Here is a 16606-nt window from a genome sequence, read left to right on the forward strand (position 1 = left end):
CACGGCACCCCTCAGGGACGTTCGAAGAACTGGATCACGCCCCCGGCCGAGAAGCTCAGCGCCCCCACGAGGGTCCCCCAGTTGGCGATGTCGACGTTCACGAGGCTGCCGGTCTCGGGGCGTGTGAAGGCGGCCAGTGCCGAGACGAAGAAGAGCACGGATCCGAACTGGTTGACCGCGACGATCCACCAGCCGAGGTCGCGGGCCAGGACGCGCGGACGGCCGTGGCAGACCTCGACGATCGCGAGGTGGCCGGAGACCAGGAACAGGACGCATCCGACCAGGTCGGGCGCCCAGATCAGGCGGTTCACCTGCTGCGCCGAGAGCCCCTTGAGCAGCGAGTCCAGCAGATTGACGCCGAACACGAGCGTTCCCACGAACAGCAGGAAGGTACTGAGCCAGTCGATCCGGCCGGGCTCGTAGCTCCACCACCGCCAGCGCCGACCGGCCAGCGAGCCGGACTCGCTGTCCCGGCGCGGAGCGTTGACCGCCTGGAGCAGGGAGGCGTAGCCCCCGGTGTTGAAGAACAGGCCGCCCGTGAAGTAGATCCAGGCTCCCGTTTCGCCGCCCGAGCCGAACTGGGCGACCCCGGCCCCGAGAGCGAAGAGGAAGCCGCCGACCGTGAACGCGGCCGCGGCGATGGTGTTCAGTCTGCGCAGCCGGCCGATCGACACGGTGTCGGCCCGTCGGGAGCGGGCCTCCGGTTCACCCGGGGCGCGCACCGTGAGGAGGCCACGCTTGCGGGCCAGGCGTGATTCCCAGACCGCGGTGCGCCCGTCCATGAGGCGCCAGGTCAGGCGGGTCGTGAACGGACCCGCCCCCTCGGAGCGCGCTTCGGTTCGACTCACCTGCCGACCTTAGCCCGCGGAGGCGAAAAGCACCGTTCACCCGCCCCGTCACCGTTTGAGTGGTTCAGGAGGCAGGACGGCAGGTGCCGCGCCGACTCCGTGCCCGGCGGTGTCAGGCCCGCGGGCTCAGGACTCCGCCTCGCGCCTGAGGAAGTTGCTCACCTGGGAGGCGAGGCTGTCCCTGGCCGGGTCGGGACGAGTGCCCGCCTCGGCGGCCGCGTCGTTCTCGACGCCGCCCGCCCAGAGGTAGCGCTCGGTCCATTCGTCGTCGACCTTCAGCTGGATCTGGATGTCCATCCGGTGCAGGACGGCGTCGGGGCCCGCGGCGAAGAGGACCGCCGTGGCCCGGCGCAGGGGATAGATGTCGAAGCCCTCGATGAACTGCGAGTTCCGCCAGTCGAGGAAGGCGCTCTCGCCCTCGGTGCCGACGCGGATGTCGATCTGGCCGTCTTCGAGGTGGATGCCGAAATGCTCGGTGGCGCGGTTCTCGACGGTCACCCGAAATCTGAAGTAGGTGAGTTCGTCGGCGGCGTCGTCGCGCCCTTTCGGGGGTTCCGCCTTCTCCACACCATGGACGCGGACACGCAGGCCGGCCTGCTCGTCGTACTCCTGCCAGTCCCCGACCACGTTCGGCTCGCGCACAGTTCACCTCTCCACTTCAGAGAGTTGTTCCTATCTGTGCCCTCAACGAAGTGTCAAATGCGCGGAACATGCCGTGGCCAGGGATTTCCCCTTTCTTGATCGGCGATCAAGCCGTGCCCAGCCAGAACCTTTCCGCGGGCCCGTAAGGGGCATTTCCGTGCGTGCTGTACATCACGTTCCCCAGACGTGTCAGAAGTCGTCACGCAGGAACCGCAGCTGTTCGTCCAGCGGACCCAGGCCGACATCACGGCGGCGCTCGTCGACGGTCCCCGGCCGGCGGACCGGGTACGGGCGCAGGGTGACGGGGTCGACGCGGGTGCCGTAGAACTGCGGCCGACCCAGTTCCACGGCGCAGTGGTCGGCGATGTAGGCGTGGTGCAGGGCGGGACAGCGCCCGTCGGCCGCGGCCTGGGCGATCAGGTCACGGCATCCGAGCTGCAGGGCGAGGTCGGGCGCGTGCAGCAGGATCATCAGGGCCGCCGTCGAGGCGGGTGCGCCGACCCGGTCGACGGTCGGCCAGCCGTGCCGTCGGACGATCGTCCCGAGCGCTTCGGCGTTGTTCGCGCGGCATCCGACGAGGAGGTCTCGCCACTGCCCGGCGGGTTGGTCACGCACCTGTCGCATCAGGCTCCGCTCCTCGTCGGCCCGGCGCACGAGCTCCGTCGCGAGGGCCGTCGCGAGGGCCGTCGCGAGTCCCGGGACCATCGGCGCGGCGCCCTGGCCCCCGGGGCGCGCCGCGGCCTCCCTGGCCAGGTGCCCCGGGGAGACGTTCATGGCTCCCCCCGGAGCACGATCGAGAACCACACCTTCTTGCCCTGGATGCCCGGGTCGGCCGGCGCGATGCCCCAGTCGTCGGTCAGCGCGGCGATGATCGCCAGTCCGCGTCCCGACTCCTCGGCCCCGCCCGCCGTACGCGCTCCGGGGAGGGCGGACGAGCGGTCGGCGACGGACACGCGCAGCTCGCGCGGGCCGCATTCGACGATGACGGTGACGGTGTCTCCGCGGTCCGGGCTGCCGTGCTTGAGCGCGTTGACGAAGAGCTCTTCCGTCGCGAGAACCGCGTTGTCGACGCACTCGGACGGCAGCCGCAGGCGTCTGAGGTGCTCGGTGACCATGCCCCGTACTCCGGACGCCCGCGAGGGGTGGGCCGGGACGGTGGTCCGCACGAGGTGGGCTCCGGAGACCGGGATCAAGGGGGTGGCCCGGGGCACGGTGGTACCGGAGGGCGCGGGAACCACGGGAAGGGCGGGGGCCGCGTGCGGTACGGGACCCGCGGCGGGGCCAGGGCCCGAGGCGGGAGCGGGAGCCGCGGGAAAGGCGGAGGCCTCGGACGCGAAACCCACGGGACGGCCGGGGGCCGGTGACGGCTGAGAAGTGGCCGGCGAGGCGGGGAGCTCGGTCGGTGCCGGTGCGGGGGTGTCGGTCGCTTCGGCGGGACGGGCGCGGTCCGCGTGGTCGTCCGCCGTGCGCACCGCCTGCTCCGCCGCCCGCGTGTCGTGCCGCGGCGCCGGGACGTCGGGGTCGGGTGAGGGCGACAGCCCGCGGCGCTGTGCCCTGGATGCCGTCATCGGTCCTCCTTCGGGTGCAGCGCGGGGGGAGGCTGTCTCGATGGCTGCCCGTGCAGCCAACAGGTCGGACTGGCTCGGCGACCAGGGGGTATTCGGGTTGTCCGGTTGCAGGCACGTAGTGGCGTGGGATGTATGTTCGATCTTGTGAGGAACGGGAGCGGGGGCCGGGCGACGGCACCCCCTGACGGTGACACCGGCTGGCCCGGGCTGCGCGGAAAACGCGTGCTGGTCACCGGGGGTACGCGCGGGCTCGGCGAGCAGATCGTGCGGCTGCTGTGCGCCGAGGGCGTGCGGGTGGCCACCTGTGCGCGGACCGCGCGCGATCTGGAAACGCTGGCCGCCGCGACGAGCCCCGAACTGTTCACCCGGCCGCTCGATGTCACCGCGCCCGGACGACTGGAAGAATTTGTCACGGACACGACGAATCGTTTCGGCGGCCTGGACGGCGTGGTCGCGTGCACGGGCGGTTCCCGCGGGGGCGGCTTCGAGCAGGCCACCGCGGAGGACTGGGCGGCGACCTGGGCGGTGAACGTCGCCCACGCGGCGCGGCTGGTCCGGGCCGCGGTCCCGCATCTGCGGGCGGCGGGCGGCGGCTCCGTCGTGGTGATCTCCTCGATCTCCGGCTGGAAGCCGGGCCCGCCCGCGCAGTACTCGGTCGCGAAGTCCGCGCAGATCCAGCTGGCCGCGTCGCTGGCCCGCGAGCTCGGTCCGGACGGGATCCGGGTGAACGCGGTCTCCCCCGGTTCCATGCTGATCCCCGGCAGGCGCTGGGACCGGATGCGCCGGGAGGAACCCGAGGCGTTCGCCCGCTTCGTGGCCGCGGAGCTGCCGGGCGGTGCGCCGGTCGCGCCGCAGGAGGTCGCCCGGGTCGTGGCGTTCCTGTTGTCGGACTGGTCGAGCGGGATCTCCGGCGCACACCTCCCGGTCGACCGGGCCCAGAACGCCCCGTCCCCCGAAGGGTATTGAGCCCCGTGGCGGATCGGCGGCGCCGTTCCCCGTCATGACACCGCGCCCGCCCCGTCGGCGACTCCCCCGCCACTCATGCCGCCGCCCCGAGGACACCGCGGGACCGGCGTTCGAACTCCTGCACAACAGGCTCGCCGCGGCGGGGTTCGAGGCGCCTGCGGAAATCGCGCAGGGCCTGGATGGAGCGTTCACTGTGAACGGCACTGAGGGTTTCCAGAGCCAGTGTCGCGGTGCCGACCGCCTCGTCCAGGCGGTCCTGCTGGAGGTGCGCGGTCGCCAGCACGGAGCGGCTGATGGCCTGGCGCCTGCGCCGGTCGGCGCCCGAGCCGAGCGACTCGCTCGCCGTGCGCTCGGCCTGACGGGCGAGCCCCAGGTCGCGGAAGCACAGGGCGGACTCGGCCTGGAGGTAGTGGTGGTCGAGATAGCGGACCCACACCGACTCCTGCGCGGCCCCCTTGCTCGCCTCCAGCTGTCGCTCCGCCAGCCGCAGTGCCTCGGAGGCGTCGTCCGGGCGGCCCTGCGCGGCATGTCCGCGCGCCGACATGGCGTACAGGCGCATCAGTCCGAGGGGGCTGCCCGCCCCCTGCGCCGTGACGATTCCGGCACGCGCCAGGGCCACGCCCTCGTCGGGGCGTCCGAGGTTGGTGGCGAGGTGGGACAGCCCCGCGAGGATCTGGCCGCCCAGCACACGGTCGCGGCCCTCGGCGCACAGCCGCAGCCCTTGTGTCATGTAGCGCTGGGCGAGGCCGTACTCCCCCGCGTCGTACGAACTCCAGCCGGCCATCGCGGCGAGGCGCGCGGCGGCCGCGTACAACTGGCGGCGCTGGCGGGGCGGTGTGCCGCGCTGCTGGAGCATGGGGACGACCTCGGTGGACAGGTAGTGCACGATGCTGGTGCGGACTCCGCCGCCACCGTAATGGTTGTCCATCTGGTCGAACACGGCGATCATCGCGTGCACCTGCTCGACCGGACCGCCACTCACGGACAGGGTCGAGGACACCGCGTCCTGATGCTCCAACAGCCAGAGCAGCCACTCACGTTGAGGGTTCGTCAGAGCGGCCGCGACGAACGGGACCGCGCCGAGAAGGCTGCGGCGGGAGATGTCGGTGGAGCCCAGTTCCGCCAGGGTGTGAAGGGTCTCCGCCACATCCTCGCCGTAGACGAGCGCCCTGCTCGCGACCGGGCGCTGGTGATCGGAGGAGAAACCGAGGTCCGCGGGAGACACCGCGCGGCCGAGCCGCTCGGACAGCACGGTGGCGATCAACTCCGGTGTACTGCCCCGTGGTTGCTGGCCCTGGAGCCAGCGGGTGACCGACGCCTTGTCGTAGTGGGAATCCGCGCCCTGGCGGCGCCCCAGCTCATTGACCCGCAGCGCGAGGGAGGCGTAGGAGCAACCGGCTTCCTTGAGCGCGGCCGCCAGCACCCGATTGCCCCCGCCAGGGGTTTTGCCGGCGTTGGTCGCTTGCCCGTCGGTCACGGTGGCCATCCCCGAATCGCCTCACATCATCGTGCGGCTGCGCCCCGACCCATACCTGCCGAAACATCAACTCCGGTACGAACGAACGCAGTTGAGCATGATCGTCGCCGAATGTGCGACAGGTCACTCGATCACTATGGTCGCTCGCGCACTCCCCGTGCAACCTGCGTTCTGATAATTTCAGAACGAACCGCGACGCTCTGTCACTGTCATCCACCGCGTGGCACACTGCACGCTGTGACGGCCGTTACCGGGAGGTAGGACGTGAGCGAGAACCGCTCTGGCGGCAGCGCGCCGACCGTCCTGCGGATGGTTCTCGGGAAACGGCTGAGGCAGCTGAGGGAACGGGCGGGAGTGTCCTTCGAGGAGGCGGCACGCTCCATCGAGGTCACGGCCCTGACGGTCCGCAGGATCGAGAAGGCCGAGGTCGGCCTCCGCATCCCGTACGTCAGGGAGCTGCTCCGCGCCTACGGCGTCCCGCCGACGGAGGTCGACGACTTCCTCGCCCTGGCCAGAGAGGCCAATCAGCCGGGCTGGTGGTACAAGTACCGCGATGTCCTGCCGGAGTGGTTCAGCGCCTATGTGAGCCTGGAGAGCGAAGCCAGCGTCATCCGTCTCTACGAACCCCACTACGTTCCGGGCCTGTTGCAGACCCACGACTACGCCACCGCGCTGATGCACGTCGGCTTTCCCAACGCGTCGGAGGAGGACGTCGCCCGCCGTGTCGCCCTTCGGATGAAGCGTCAGGACCTGCTCGCCGGATCGGAGGCCCCGGCCGTCTGGGCGATTCTGGACGAGACGGTGCTGCGCCGGCCGGTGGGCGGACCCGCGGTGATGCGGGCGCAGTTCGACCGGCTGAACGAGGTCCTGGACATGCCGAAGGTCCGGATCCAGATCATGCGCTTCGGCGTGGGCGCCCACCCGGGCGCGTTCGGCCCGTTCCACCACTTCCGCTTCGGCTTCTCCGAACTCCCCGACGTCGTCTACACGGAGAGCCTGGCCGGCGCGGTCTACGTCGACCGGCCGGACGACGTCGTCAGCTACCTCGAAGTACTGGACCGGATGTCCGTGCAGGCGGAGCCGGTCGCTCGGACCAGGGCCATCCTGGGTGAACTGCGTAAGGAGTTGTGATCCATGGGATCCGTGCACAACGGCATGTCCGCGGTCGATCTGGGAACCGAGGGCTGGCACAAGCCCTGGAGCGGCACCAACGGCGGAAGCTGCGTCGAGGCCAAACGGCTTCCCGACGGGAGCGTCGCCTTCCGTCAGTCACGAGACCCCGAGGGGCCCGCGCTGATCTACTCCCGCGAGGAGATGACCGCGTTCATCGAGGGCGCCAAATCCGGACAGGCGGACTTCCTGATCGCCTGAGCGTCGGCGGCCCCGCGACTCCCGCGCGGGCGCCACTACGCCCCAACAACCGGACAACCCGCACGCACTCTCCCGCCGTGCGGGTTGTCCCCCCACACTGGGCAAGCCGGTCGTCCTGGAGGGAGGGGGTACGGGCATGCTCCTCCACCAGGCCCTCACGCGGTGCCGGACCCTCGTCCTGGAGGGCCCCGACGGTCTCGACAGAAGCGCTCTGCTCGCCGAGCTGACCCGTCATCAGTTCATGGTCCGCCGCTCCTACGAGCACCTTCATCATGTGGATCCCACTCAGCCGTACCGCGAACTCCTCTCCGCACCAGGCCGGTTGGCCGTCGACGGGGGTCTCGTCCACGAGCTGGTCTACGGACCGCTGCGCCGCGGGCGGTCCCGGGTGACCTGGATCCAGGCGCTCGACTTCGCTGAGGCGGTGGCCGAGCGTGAGGGTGCGCTGGTCCATGTGACGGGCGAGACGGACGACGCCGAGGCGGTCGGCGCCTACGAACGGGTGCTGCGCACCCTGGCCCAGCACGTTCCCGTCATCACCCTCGACACCGCGGAAGCGAGCCACCCTCTCCGTGCCCCGGTTCCTCCGATCCATCAACTCGGCTTATATGTACGTATGTTGACGATAGGTTAGAGATCCGACCGCGTGACGCACGGCAGGAGAACTCTCATGGCAGACGGCCGACCCACCCCCGACCAGGACGCGTTGTCCAAGATCGACACCACGGTGCCGCACTCGGCTCGCATCTGGAACTACTGGATGGGCGGGAAGGACAACTACGAGGTGGACCGGGTGGCCGGTGACGCGTACCGCGAAGTCGCCCCGAACATCGAGACCATGGCCCGCGCCTCGCGCGACTACCTGATCCGTACCGTCACCTTCGTGGCCGGTGAGCTCGGCATCCGTCAGTTCCTCGACATCGGCACCGGTCTGCCCACGTACGACAACACCCACCAGGTCGCCCAGCGCGTGGCACCCGAGTCCCGCATCGTCTACGTGGACAACGACCCGCTGGTGCTGCGCCACGCCCAGGCGCTGCTGACGAGCACGCCCGAGGGCGTCACCGACTACATCGACGCGGATCTGCACGAGCCCGGGAAGATCATCGAGGCGGCCTCCCGGATTCTCGACTTCTCGCAGCCCGTGGCCCTGATGCTGATGGGCATCCTCGGCCACATCCAGGACTACGAGGAGGCCAAGTCCATCGTCCGGAGACTCCAGGAGGCACTGCCCTCGGGCAGCTACTTCGTGCACTACGACAGCACGGACACCGACGCGGCTCTCAAGGAGGCCCAGCAGGGCTACGACGACACGGGCGCGATCCCGTACGTGCTGCGCAGCCCCGAACAGATCGGCGCGTACTACGAAGGCCTCGAGCTGGTCGAGCCCGGCATCGTGTCCTGCCCGCTGTGGCGTCCGGAGCCCGCTTCGTCACCCGGGCCCACGGACGTCCACGGAGGCGTGGCCCGCAAGCCGTGAGCGGGCCCGCCCGGCCTGTCAGTCGGACGACGCCGGCTCGATGTTCTGGTTGAGGCGGAACAGGTTGGCCGGGTCACGGTCGGCCTTCACCCGTGCCAGGCGCGCGTAGTTGTCGCGATAGCTGGCCCGGACGCTCTCCTGACCCTCGTCCATCATCATGTTGACGTACGCGCCGCCCGCTGAGTACGGGTGGAGCGCGTCGGAGTAGTCGACACTCCACCGCTTGATGACGTCGGCGTTGGCCGGGTCGGGGTCCACACCGGCGAAGACGGAGGCCCAGTTGGAGTCGCGGTAACTCCAGGCGGTGTCCGTCGGTGCGTGATCGTGGACGGCGCCGTCGATGGGATACATGTGCATCGTCGACTTCCATGTCGGCAGTTCGGCACCGAACTTGGCGTGCAGGTCGACGGCCTCGCCGGGGATCTCGTCGACGAAGTCCGCCCGCCAGTACCACTGGTCGCCGGGCGGGTAGACGCCGTCGAACGCGGACTGGATCGCTGGGAGCGGCATCGGCGCGGGGCCGTGCAGCAGGGGCGCGGGCAGGGCGTCGAGCAGCGGTGCCATGTCCCGGGCCGCCGCGTCGGTGTCGTCGCCGATGCGGCACCACACCACACCGCAGACCTTCTGCAAATGGATCTCTTCCGGGAACGGCGGTCCCGGCGGGACCGAGCCGAAGAGGAAGAAGCCGCCCAGCTCGCGAGGCGCGTGCAGAATGAAGTCGCGGTAGGCGGCCAGCACTTCGGCGCCGAGTTCGACGGGCCAGAAGGTGGGCCCGGCGACGACCGTGCTCACCTCGTGCAGCCGGAACAGGAACGAGGTGACGACACCGAAGTTGCCGCCGCCGCCGCGGATCGCCCAGTAGAGATCGGTGTTCTCGTCGGCGTTCGCCCGAACGCGCTCACCGTTCGCCAGGACCAGTTCGGCCTCCAGCAGGTTGTCGATGGCCAGCCCGCACTTGCGGGTGAGGTGACCGAGGCCCCCGCCGAGGGTGATGCCGCCGACCCCCGTGGTGGAGATGATGCCGCTCGGTGTGGCCAGGCCGTGCTCGTTGGTGGCGCGGTCGACCTCGCCCAGGAGACAGCCGCCGCCGACGCGTACCGTGCGGGCGGCCGGATCGACGTCGATGTCCTTGAGCAGGGAGAGGTCGAGGACCACGCCGTCGTCGCAGATGCTCAGGCCGGCCCCGTGGTGGCCGCCGCCGCGCACCGCGAGCGGGAGACCGTGGTCGCGGGCGAAGCCGACGACCAGGGCGACGTCCTCCGGATCGGTGCAGAGCGCCACCAGGGCGGGCCGCCGATCGATCATCGCGTTGTAGACGGTACGGGCCTCGTCGTACCCGGAGTCCTCCGGGCCGATCAGCTGCCCCTTGAACCCGGACAGTTCCTGACGTGCCGCTTGTACCGGTGAGATGGACATGTGCATCCCCGTATCTGAGGACCGCTCCAGGTTGCCGGTGTCCGGGCCCTTGGCCGGTCCCCGCCGATGGGTCCGATGTGCCCGTTCTAGCCCGATTCAGAACCAGCGTACATCCGTGTCTGTCACCCAGCTCGGCGACCCGGACTGCCTAGGTTTCCGCCCAGGTCCCCACCTAGGCCTCACGGCCGGGCAGCAGGCCCAGCTCCACGGCTCGGGCGGCGGCCTGCCGTCGGGTGCGTACGCCGAGCTTGTCCAGGACGGCCGAGACATGGTGGTCGACCGTGCGCACCGAGACGACCAGGCGTTCGGCGATCTCGCCGTTGGTGAGCCCCTGTGCCAGCAGCCGCATGACCTGGACCTGCCGTTCGGTGAGGCCGGCGGGGTTCTCACGGGTCACCGCGAGCGGGCCGCGCGGTATCCGGCGCAGTCCCAGCGCGCGCAGCTCGGCGCGGACCAGCCGGGCGAGCGGTCCCGCGCCGAGGGCGTCCAGTGCGGCGAGGGCCGCGAGCTTGTCGTCCGGGTCGGGGCTCTCGGCGAGCGCGGCGGCATGCTCGTACGGGCACCCCGCGGTCTTCCAGGCGAGTGCCGCCGCCCGCCGGCCGCCCGCGGCCTGCAGCGCGTACGGATGGCCTGACGAGTCCGCGGGAACGGACTGCCCGGCCTTGGTCAGCCAATAGCCCAGCTCGGCGCGGTAGGTGACCGCGGACAGCCGGCACGCCTCCTCGAACACCGGCCCCGCCGCCGCGACGACGGCGCCGGGTTCACCGCGCAGCCAGGCCGATTCGGCCCGGGCCGCCGCCACCGGAGCGGTGCGCTGGAGCTCCGCGCTGCGCTCCGCGATCTCCCCGGCCTGCGCGAGCAGTTCGTCCGCGCCACCGGTGCCGCGGCGCACCCGCACCCGGGCCAGCACGGTCAGCGCGGGGCAGCGGGCGGGAACGAAGTCGTGCGCGCCCAGCTCGGCGTACTTCTCGGCCTCGTCCCATGCACCGGCGGCGAAGCGGCGCAGTGCCAGCTCGACATTCAGGTAGCTGAGGAAGCCGAGGTGTTCGGCGCGGTCCGCCAGCTCCATGGCCGGGGCGAGGAAGCGGTCCGCCTCGGCGTACTCGAGGTTCTCCAGCAGGGACCAGATGATGTTGGCGTACGCCCGGCAGGCGTGCTCGACCTCGCCCGCCCCGAGGGCCACCTTGAGACTCTCCTCCAACTGGGCCCGGCCCAGCGGGTCTCCGGCCCGCCAGCGCGCGGTGCCGACGTTGTTGAGGGCGTGGGCGAGGATCTCCACGTCCTCGGCCCGGCGGGCGAGTCCGATGGCGCGCTCGCCGAAGGAGACTGCCTGTGTGTGCCGGTCGGACAGCATGTGCAGCTGGGAGGTGTTGCTGAGGGCGAGCGCCAGGAGCCGGTCGTCGCCCGCGTCCTCCAGGACGCTGATGGCCTCCCGCGCGGCGGCACGCGCCTCCCCGGCGTCCCCGGCCCACCAGTGGATGCGCGAGAGCCAGCGCAGATCGGCGCCGAGCGCCCGGACGTCCCCGAGCGACCTGCGCAGGGCGACCGCCTCCCGTTCGGCGCGCAGCGCGGCCGCGGAGTCCGCGACGGTGTAGCTCTCGATGGCGTACCGCTCCAGCAGAGCGGCCCGTTCGGCCGGGCCGAAGAGGTCGCTCCGTTCCAGCACGAGGCGCAGATGGGCGGCCGCCTCGCGGTGGGCGCCCGCGCGGGAGGCGTCGCCGGCGGCATCCGGACCGTAGCGTGCGACGGCCTCGGCGTCGCCCGCCTCCGCCGCGTGGTGGACGATCCGGGAGGCATCGGAGCCAGGTGTGGCGACGAGCGCGGTGAGCACCTCCTGGTTGAGCTCGATCCGTCGTGCGGCGGGCAGCGAGTCGGCCACGGCACGGCGTATCAACTCGTGCCGGAAAGAGGCTCGTTGGGGAGTGACGATGAGAAGGCCGCGTTGTTCGGCGGCCGCCAGGGCGGCCATCCCGTCCGGCAACAGCGCGTCGGCCAGGGGGCGTTCGACTGCGGACGGCACCACCGCCAGCTGCTCCAGCGCGTCCCGGGTGTCGTCGTCCAGTCCCCGGAGCCGGGCCAGCACGGCGTCGACGACCGTCGGCGGCACTCCCCCGGTGCCACCGGCAGCCACCACCTCGGCGACGAAGAACGGGTTTCCCGAGGTGACTTCGTACACCTCGGCGGGGTCGAGCTCGCTGGCGGCGCTCAGCCGGTGGACCGCCGCCGCGGAGAGCCTCTCGAGCGGCAGCCGGTGCACGCGCTCGGCTCGGGACACCTGGCCGAGCAGATGGCGCAGCGGGTGTTCGCGGTCCAACTCGTCGTCGCGGTACGTCAGGACGAGCACCGCCGGGAGCCGCTCCACCCGGCGGACGAGGAAGCGCAGGGCGTCCAGCGACGCCTCGTCGGCCCAGTGCACGTCCTCGACGACGAGTACGACGGGATGCGGCGCCGTTCTCAGCTCGGCGCGCAGTGCGTCGTACACCCGATGACGGTCACCACCCGCGGTGAGCGCCCTGGCCAGTTCCGCGCCGACGCTGCCGACGAGGTCGCGGAACGGTCCGAGCGGGCGTCGCGTCGCGAGGTCGTCGCACTCCCCGAGAAGGACGCGCGCCTCACCGGGCAGCACCTTGGGCAGGGCCTTGACCAGGCTGGACTTGCCGATGCCGGCCTCACCGAAGACGAGGGCCACGGACCCGGCGCCGTCGGCCGCCTCGCGCGCCGCGGCAGCCAGTCGGGCAAGCTCAAGATCTCTTTCGAGCATCCCCCGGTCCACGGCGCAATTCTGGCACGTGGCGCCCCGCAGGGTGCGGTGTCGGTGAACTCACCTGCCCGCGGTGCCGGTTCGGTGCGGCCGGGACAGGAGGACGAGGCTGCGGGGCTCGACCCGGATGTCGGTGTCGGCCTTGCGTTCCGACTCGTCGGGGACACCCTGGGGATCGGCGGTGTCGATCCGTGCCGTCCACCGCTCGCCGTATGTCGCGTCGGGGAGGCGGAAGACGACCGGCTCCCAGTAGCTGTTGATCAGCAGGAGGAACGAGTCGTCGAGCACGGGGGCGCCGTACGGGTCGGGCTCGGCGATCGCGTCCCCGTTGAGGAAGACCGCGACGGCGTGGGCGCAGGGGCGCCTCCAGTCGTCGTCCGACATCTCGACGGCGTCCGGGCGCAGCCACACCAGGTCGGGCAGCGGCTGGTGTTCGTGCGTGGTGGTGTCGCCGAGGAAGAAGCGCCGACGGCGCAGCACGGGGTGGGCGGCGCGCAGCGCGATGGCGCGCCGGGTGAACTCCAGGAGTTCGCGCCGCTCGTCGCTCGACCGCCAGTCGATCCAGGAGACTTCGTTGTCCTGGCAGTAGGCGTTGTTGTTGCCCCGCTGGGTGCGGCCCAGTTCGTCGCCGTGGGAGAGCATCGGGATGCCCTGGGAGAGCAGCAGGGTGGCGAGGAGGTTGCGCTGCTGGCGGGCGCGCAGTTCCAGCACTCCCTCGTCGTCGGTGGGGCCTTCGGCCCCGCAGTTCCAGGACCGGTTGACGCTCTCGCCGTCCCGGTTGTCCTCGCCGTTGGCCTCGTTGTGCTTGTCGTTGTACGAGACGAGGTCGCGCAGGGTGAATCCGTCGTGCGCGGTGACGAAGTTGATACTGGCGCGCGGTCGTCGGCGGTCGTGCCGGTAGAGGTCGGACGAGCCGGTCAGCCGGGAGGCGAACTCGCCGAGGGTGTGATCGCCGGAGCGCCAGAAGTCCCGTACGGAATCACGGTACTTGCCGTTCCACTCCGACCACAGGGGCGGGAAGTTGCCGACCTGGTAGCCGCCGTCGCCCACGTCCCAGGGCTCGGCGATGAGTTTGACCCGGCCGACCACCGGGTCCTGCTGGATGAGGTCGAAGAACGCCGAGAGCCGGTCCACCTCGTGGAACTGGCGTGCCAGGGTGGCCGCGAGATCGAAGCGGAACCCGTCGACATGCATCTCGGTGACCCAGTACCGCAGCGAGTCCATGATCAGCTGGAGCACGTTGGGGTGCCGCATCAGCAGGCTGTTACCGGTGCCGGTCGTGTCGTAGTAGTGCGCCGGATCGCCTTCCACCAGGCGGTAGTAGGAGGCGTTGTCGATGCCGCGGAATGAGAGCGTGGGGCCCTTCTCGTTGCCCTCGGCAGTGTGGTTGTAGACGACGTCGAGGATCACTTCGAGGCCGGCCGCGTGCAGCGCCTTCACCATCGACTTGAACTCGGCGACCTGCTCACCCCGCGTGCCGTGCGCCGCGTACGCGTTGTGCGGCGCGAAGAAGCCGATCGTGTTGTAGCCCCAGTGGTTCGACAGGCCCCGGTCGCGCAGGAAGCCGTCCTGGACGAACTGGTGCACCGGCATCAGCTCGACCGCCGTCACCCCGAGCGAGGTCAGATGCCCGAGGACCGCGGGGTGGGCGAGGCCCGCGTAGGTGCCGCGGAGTTCGGCGGGCACCTCCGGGTGCGTGCGGGTCAGACCGCGTACATGGGCCTCGTAGATCACCGTCTCGGCGTACGGGCGCAGCGGCGGCCGGTCGTCACCCCAGTCGAAGGCCGGATCGGTGACCACGCCGAGCAGGGTGTGCCCCGCGCTGTCGGCCGGGGAAGGGCCGCCCGGGTCGTGCTCGAAGAGGGAGGGGTCGTTGTCGGCCTGCCCGTCGACGGCCGTGGCGTACGGGTCGAGCAGCAGTTTCGCCGGATTGCACCGGTGGCCGGCGGCCGGGTCCCAGGGACCGTGCACCCGGTAGCCGTAGCGCTGGCCGGGGCCGACGCCCGGGAGGTAGCAGTGCCACACGAAGCCGTCGACCTCGGTGAGCGTGACCGTCCGGACGTCGTCGAGCGCGTCGATCAGAACGAGATCGACGCGCTCGGCGACTTCGGTGAACAGGGCGAAGTTGGTTCCTTCGCCGTCGTATGTCGCCCCCAGCGGGTAGGGGCGCCCGTTCCAGGTGCGCACGTGATCACCGTACGAGGATCACGGCCGCGTGTCCTGACGGGATCACCCGCGGGCGGCGACCGCCTCGCTCTCGTCGCGGGCGGCGGCGAGCACGGGTTCCGGCAGCACCGTGTACCGGGGCGTCCGGCGCGCCTCGCGCAGGCTGGGCGCGGGCACGGGCGGTTCCAGCGGGGCGCGTTCGGCGGCGCGGGCCCGCCACGAGAACCAGATGATCTTGCCGCCGACGTCCGTGGCGCAGCAGCCCCAGCCGTCGCTCAGGGCGGCGATCTGGGCGAGACATCCCTGCGGCGCCTTGTGCGGGCGGATGTCCTGGCTGTTGTCCGAGACGGCAGCGATGAGGTGCTGACCGTTCCACCACATCTCGATGGTCGTGTTCTTGTCCGCGGAGTGCTGCTCGATGGTGCGGAGCAGCGCTTCCGCACAGTGGCAGACGGACTCGACGAGATTCTCCAGGTTCCAGTACCGGAGGTGGGCGGCCACGATCCGCTTGACCTGTCCGACCTTTTCCGGGCTGAGCTCCACGTCGAGGTGGTAGTAGCAGGGAACTGCGGCTTTCATCGTCGTTCGCTCCTCACCGGCGAAGCCCTCGCTCCTCCTCGCCCCCTGCGGGACCGAGCCCCGAGTACGAAGCGTGAGCACCGATCGCTCCTGAGTCACCTCCAGAGTGGGAGGGCTACTCCATTCGTGCAACACGAGAGCATCCTCAATGTTGTTGAAGAACTAACAAGACGCTCGGTCCAGGTACAGGCACCATGAGTGAGGGTGTCGGTCCGTGACGGGTCGGCTCCCCTTCGCGTACGGCCCTCACTCGCCGGCCAGGCGAGCCGTCCGCGGTCGAGAGATCGGGAAGGTGACCAGCGTGATGCTGCTGCCTGCCAAAGCCGAGGTCGCCAGGCATCTGGAGCGCTACCGGGCGTGGGAACGCCTGCTTCTCGCGGCTCCCACCGACCACGTGGTGCGGGGGAACTTCGAGAACACCGGATACACCCTGTGCGTCCTGATGGGGAAGCGCTGCGCGCGGGAGGCGGCGAACGCCGCCGAGGTCTATCTGCAGGACGTTCCGGCCCGGATCTGACGGACACGACGCTCCGGCACGGATACGACCTCATGGAACTGCTCCGAACGACGGTCCCGAGGACCGCAACGAAAGGGCCTTTGGCGGCGACGACGAGTCGGGCCCAGAACCGCGGAGGCGAGACGCATGGACGCGAACACGGACACCGGCCGTATCCCCGTCATGGATGTGCGGCCGGTCGTGGAGTGCGGCAGACGGCCCGCGAAAGCGGTCGTCGGCGAGACCTTCCAGGTCACCGCCACCGTCTTCGGCGAGGGCCATGACGCGGTCGCCGCCAATGTCGTCCTGCGTGATCCGCACGGCCGCCCCGGCCCGTGGGCGCCGATGCGTGAACTGTCCCCGGGAACCGACCTCTGGGGGGCCCGGGTCACTCCGTCGGAGGCGGGCCGGTGGACGTACCTGGTGGAGGCGTGGAGCGACCCGGTGACCGGATGGCGGCGCTCCGCCGAGGTCAAGATCCCCGCCGGGATCGACATCGGCCTCGTCCTGGAGGAGGGCGCGGCGCTCCACGAGCGCGCCGCCGCCTCCGTACCCGAGGCCGCCGGCCGGGACACGGTGCTGGCCGCCGCGGACGCCCTGCGCGACGACTCCCGGTCCCCGGCCGACCGGTTCGCGGCGGCCCTGGCCCCGGAGGTGGACGCCGTTCTCGCGGAGCATCCCCTGCGTGAACGGCTCACCCGCTCCCTGCCGTTGCCGTTGCTGGTGGAGCGGGAGCGGGCGCTCTACGGCGCCTGGTACGAGTTCTTCCCGCGTTCGGAGAGCGGGCAGCGGCGGGGAAGCTGGTCGGAGTCTTCGGGATCGTCAGGGGGACGGTG

The 16606-nt window shown here is 70.9% G+C and carries 15 protein-coding genes and 1 pseudogene; 7 read left to right on the top strand and 9 right to left on the bottom strand.

The window, feature by feature from the left end; translation table 11 throughout:
• Positions 1-11 precede the first annotated feature (11 nt).
• The 4 genes from ACWD68_RS31810 to ACWD68_RS31825 form a co-directional block, all read right to left on the bottom strand.
• Positions 12-848, bottom strand: a complete 837-nt coding sequence (locus ACWD68_RS31810; RefSeq protein ID WP_451809908.1) for a hypothetical protein — start codon at positions 846-848, stop codon at positions 12-14.
• A 126-nt stretch (positions 849-974) separates the two neighbouring features.
• Positions 975-1490, bottom strand: a complete 516-nt coding sequence (locus ACWD68_RS31815; RefSeq protein WP_451809909.1) for a hypothetical protein — start codon at positions 1488-1490, stop codon at positions 975-977.
• Positions 1491-1679: 189 nt separating this feature from the next.
• Entirely contained in the window at positions 1680-2264 is a 585-nt protein-coding gene (locus ACWD68_RS31820) for a DUF6624 domain-containing protein (RefSeq protein WP_451809910.1), read from the bottom strand.
• A complete protein-coding gene (locus tag ACWD68_RS31825) occupies positions 2261-3058 on the bottom strand; it encodes an ATP-binding protein (RefSeq protein ID WP_451809911.1) in 798 nt (265 codons plus the stop codon). Before ACWD68_RS31825 ends, ACWD68_RS31820 begins: the two co-directional genes overlap by 4 nt.
• A gap of 144 nt (positions 3059-3202) precedes the next feature.
• On the opposite strand from ACWD68_RS31825, the gene ACWD68_RS31830 reads away from it, so the two are divergent.
• A complete protein-coding gene (locus ACWD68_RS31830; protein WP_451809912.1) occupies positions 3203-4024 on the top strand; it encodes an SDR family NAD(P)-dependent oxidoreductase in 822 nt (273 codons plus the stop codon).
• Positions 4025-4097: 73 nt separating this feature from the next.
• On the opposite strand, the gene ACWD68_RS31835 is transcribed toward ACWD68_RS31830, so the two are convergent.
• A complete protein-coding gene (locus ACWD68_RS31835) occupies positions 4098-5510 on the bottom strand; it encodes a hypothetical protein (protein ID WP_451809913.1) in 1413 nt (470 codons plus the stop codon).
• Positions 5511-5765: 255 nt separating this feature from the next.
• On the opposite strand from ACWD68_RS31835, the gene ACWD68_RS31840 reads away from it, so the two are divergent.
• The 4 genes from ACWD68_RS31840 (at position 5766) to ACWD68_RS31855 (ending at position 8352) form a co-directional block, all read left to right on the top strand.
• Positions 5766-6632, top strand: coding sequence for a helix-turn-helix domain-containing protein (locus tag ACWD68_RS31840; protein WP_451809914.1), 867 nt, complete (start codon positions 5766-5768; stop codon positions 6630-6632).
• A gap of 3 nt (positions 6633-6635) precedes the next feature.
• On the top strand, positions 6636-6872 hold the full coding sequence (locus ACWD68_RS31845) for a DUF397 domain-containing protein (RefSeq protein ID WP_451809915.1): 237 nt from the start codon (positions 6636-6638) through the stop codon (positions 6870-6872).
• 136 nt (positions 6873-7008) lie between these two features.
• A complete protein-coding gene (locus ACWD68_RS31850) occupies positions 7009-7506 on the top strand; it encodes a hypothetical protein (protein WP_451809916.1) in 498 nt (165 codons plus the stop codon).
• Positions 7507-7542: 36 nt separating this feature from the next.
• A complete protein-coding gene (locus tag ACWD68_RS31855) occupies positions 7543-8352 on the top strand; it encodes an SAM-dependent methyltransferase (protein WP_451809917.1) in 810 nt (269 codons plus the stop codon).
• Between the two features lie 18 nt (positions 8353-8370).
• Here the strand turns inward: ACWD68_RS31855 and ACWD68_RS31860 are convergent, their stop codons facing one another.
• From ACWD68_RS31860 to ACWD68_RS31875, 4 genes are all read right to left on the bottom strand, one after another.
• Positions 8371-9768 carry an FAD-binding oxidoreductase gene (locus ACWD68_RS31860; RefSeq protein WP_451809918.1) on the bottom strand — a complete coding sequence of 466 codons (1398 nt, stop codon included), beginning with the start codon at positions 9766-9768 and terminating at the stop codon, positions 8371-8373.
• A gap of 172 nt (positions 9769-9940) precedes the next feature.
• Entirely contained in the window at positions 9941-12541 is a 2601-nt protein-coding gene (locus ACWD68_RS31865; protein WP_451809919.1) for an ATP-binding protein, read from the bottom strand.
• Positions 12542-12589: 48 nt separating this feature from the next.
• Positions 12590-14716, bottom strand: a complete 2127-nt coding sequence (gene glgX, locus ACWD68_RS31870; protein ID WP_451809920.1) for a glycogen debranching protein GlgX — start codon at positions 14714-14716, stop codon at positions 12590-12592.
• Between the two features lie 42 nt (positions 14717-14758).
• Positions 14759-15274: a pep a2 gene (locus tag ACWD68_RS31875; RefSeq protein ID WP_451809921.1), complete on the bottom strand. Its 516-nt coding sequence runs from the start codon at positions 15272-15274 to the stop codon at positions 14759-14761.
• Between the two features lie 304 nt (positions 15275-15578).
• Between ACWD68_RS31875 and ACWD68_RS31880 the strand changes: the two are divergent.
• Both ACWD68_RS31880 and ACWD68_RS31885 read left to right on the top strand, forming a co-directional pair.
• A pseudogene (locus ACWD68_RS31880) lies at positions 15579-15770 on the top strand (DUF5133 domain-containing protein); the annotation flags it as partial.
• 147 nt (positions 15771-15917) lie between these two features.
• Positions 15918-16606 (top strand): maltotransferase domain-containing protein (locus tag ACWD68_RS31885; RefSeq protein ID WP_451809922.1); only part of this gene is annotated, 689 nt, incomplete at its 3' end.

Source organism: Streptomyces sp. NPDC005141 (genome assembly GCF_053599975.1).

Coding starts and splice junctions, on each gene's coding strand:
- ACWD68_RS31820 (WP_451809910.1), bottom strand. CDS start 2,264: ATGAACGTCTCCCCGGGGCACCTGGCCAGGGAGGCCGCGGCGCGCCCC.
- ACWD68_RS31825 (WP_451809911.1), bottom strand. CDS start 3,058: ATGACGGCATCCAGGGCACAGCGCCGCGGGCTGTCGCCCTCACCCGAC.
- ACWD68_RS31835 (WP_451809913.1), bottom strand. CDS start 5,510: ATGGCCACCGTGACCGACGGGCAAGCGACCAACGCCGGCAAAACCCCT.
- ACWD68_RS31845 (WP_451809915.1), top strand. CDS start 6,636: ATGGGATCCGTGCACAACGGCATGTCCGCGGTCGATCTGGGAACCGAG.
- ACWD68_RS31850 (WP_451809916.1), top strand. CDS start 7,009: ATGCTCCTCCACCAGGCCCTCACGCGGTGCCGGACCCTCGTCCTGGAG.
- ACWD68_RS31855 (WP_451809917.1), top strand. CDS start 7,543: ATGGCAGACGGCCGACCCACCCCCGACCAGGACGCGTTGTCCAAGATC.
- ACWD68_RS31860 (WP_451809918.1), bottom strand. CDS start 9,768: ATGTCCATCTCACCGGTACAAGCGGCACGTCAGGAACTGTCCGGGTTC.
- ACWD68_RS31875 (WP_451809921.1), bottom strand. CDS start 15,274: ATGAAAGCCGCAGTTCCCTGCTACTACCACCTCGACGTGGAGCTCAGC.